The organism is Jannaschia seosinensis (assembly GCF_001408515.1).
GTDB classification, from domain to species: Bacteria; Pseudomonadota; Alphaproteobacteria; order Rhodobacterales; family Rhodobacteraceae; genus Jannaschia; species Jannaschia seosinensis.
Genome location: NZ_CYPR01000047.1, coordinates 1 through 1887, shown reverse-complemented (window position 1 = coordinate 1887; position 1887 = coordinate 1). Strand labels below are relative to the sequence as shown.

At 61.5% G+C, this 1887-nt stretch carries 1 protein-coding gene and 1 pseudogene; one reads left to right on the top strand and one right to left on the bottom strand.

Annotation, left to right across the window (positions count from 1 at the left end; genetic code table 11):
• Positions 1-242: 242 nt before the first annotated feature.
• A pseudogene (locus JSE7799_RS21550) lies at positions 243-752 on the top strand (transposase); the annotation flags it as partial.
• Between the two features lie 455 nt (positions 753-1207).
• On the opposite strand, the gene JSE7799_RS04425 reads toward JSE7799_RS21550, so the two are convergent.
• Positions 1208-1507 (bottom strand): hypothetical protein, encoded by a 300-nt coding sequence (locus JSE7799_RS04425; RefSeq protein ID WP_055662538.1) that lies wholly within the window; start codon positions 1505-1507, stop codon positions 1208-1210.
• Between the last annotated feature and the right edge of the window lie 380 nt (positions 1508-1887).

Here is a 1887-nt window from a genome sequence, read left to right as displayed (position 1 = left end):
CGCGTGGGTCCGGGTGAAGACCAAATTGGGCGCATTGCGCGTTCCGGCAAAAGTTTACATCCACCCCGAAAAACGGGAGTGGAATACGCCGCTTCACGGCTGTCGCGGATTTTTGCGGAACATACTGCACCTGACATCTCCATCGTAAGATTGCGTCAAGCCAGTTCTTTAAGGAGAAGGTTGGCCAAAGTCTGGCCAACCGAAGTATTTTTCTTCAACACATCTGGTAAGGGGCTTGCGAGACGGGTCCGGCCTCGACGGACCGGGGCCGTGTGGGCACGAAACGGGATCGCATCACCGACCGAAAGGGCACGCGGCTCGGCCTTGGCGCTCACGAGCGCGAACCTCCACGACAGCATGACGCTCGTATCCACGCTCGACGCCGTGCCGGGGGTGCGGTCGGGACGGCGCGGCCGTCCCCGCAACCCCCGGGACAAGCTGCACGCCTCCTCTCGGGACATCGCTGCGCAATGCCCTGCCGAGCAATGGACAAGGCCTCCAATCACCGCCGGTGCCGCCGGGAATGCTACGCCCGCTCGATCATACCCCGCATCGCGCGCCGTGGCATGGAAACCTCCGCCAAGCTCGGCCGCCACCGCTGGGTGGCCGAGCGCACCTTCGCGTGGTTCAGCCAGTTCCGCCGGCTCGCTATCCGTTACGATCGACGCGCCGACATCCACATGGCCCTCACCAAGCTCGCCACCGCCATCATCTGCATGAACCAGATCAGGCGGTTCTGTTCGGCGCCTTAGATCGCTCAGCCGTAGCTTGAGCCGCAAGAGCGCATAGCCTTGGAGCTCCACCTCCGAAATCGTGGCCGCCGCGCCCATCGGACCCAGATCGACGCATTGGAAATATGGTTCATGCCACCGCTTCTGACTGCCCGGTCAAAGAAACAGATGGCCACGCAGGAGCCGGGCGTTGCGGCGGATTGCGTCCCGGGCTGATCCGCGACTGCATGTACGCTCTGACCCACCTCCCGGATTTCCAGGTGCCGCATCTGGACCTGGAATAGCCAATCGTATTCCACATTTTGATGCGTCTTCACGCTTGTTCTTGTTCTTCACAACGGTTGTGGCCGGCAGGCATTCCCGGTTTGCAGGCCGAAGACGCCTTCTTCGCCCGCCGGACATGAAGACCTCGTTAATCGGCGTCACTCTTCCGAAATTTTCGCTCGGTTCCTTAGCTCGACTTTGTACGTTTTCACTCACGTCCAGGTCCAGAAAATGGCCTCGTTCGCTATGAACTCGAGCGCGTCGTCGAGAGGCATGACGACGCCACCCATGTCATCGATATCCTCCCATTTGCGCCGGTGTGACCAGTATCCGAGCCGGACCTCGTCTCCGTTGCCGGTCGGCTTCAGGCGGGCAATCGGCGCCTCCGTCTCCAGCAGGTAGAGATGGCAAGAGCCCTTGTTCTTGTAGGAGCCGACACCACCACCATTGGCGTCGTCGAAAGCTTCGATGCGGGCGACCATTTCATCGTACAGCATGCGCAGATCATACATGAGCACACCTCAAGATGCGTAATTCACTTTGCCGCGGGCCCCTGACTTGCATGGTGATCGGCGAGGGATTCGAAGCATGGGATGCAGCAACATTCCACCTCCCCGCCGCCGACAGGCGTTCCGGTTCCCCAGATCCTGCGCGATTGGCTGCAGGAGCTGCGAATGTGCTTTACAGCTCCCAGCTGGGAACACGTGCTTGTTCTGGTCATGGGTGCAATGCTGGCACCGGGCAAGCGCACCGTCAGCGCCTGCCTGCGGATGACCGGGCGTGCCGAGGATAGTGTCCCAGCGGTTGGTGTAGGAGGCCGCGGGCGAAGCCCTTGGCGTAGCGTAGCGCGCGGCCGGGTGTGACGCTGGTGGTCACCGTCGATCTTCGAGAA

Excerpts from the sequence above, each read along its gene's own strand:
- JSE7799_RS04425 (WP_055662538.1), bottom strand. The coding sequence starts at position 1,507 with ATGTATGATCTGCGCATGCTGTACGATGAAATGGTCGCCCGCATCGAA.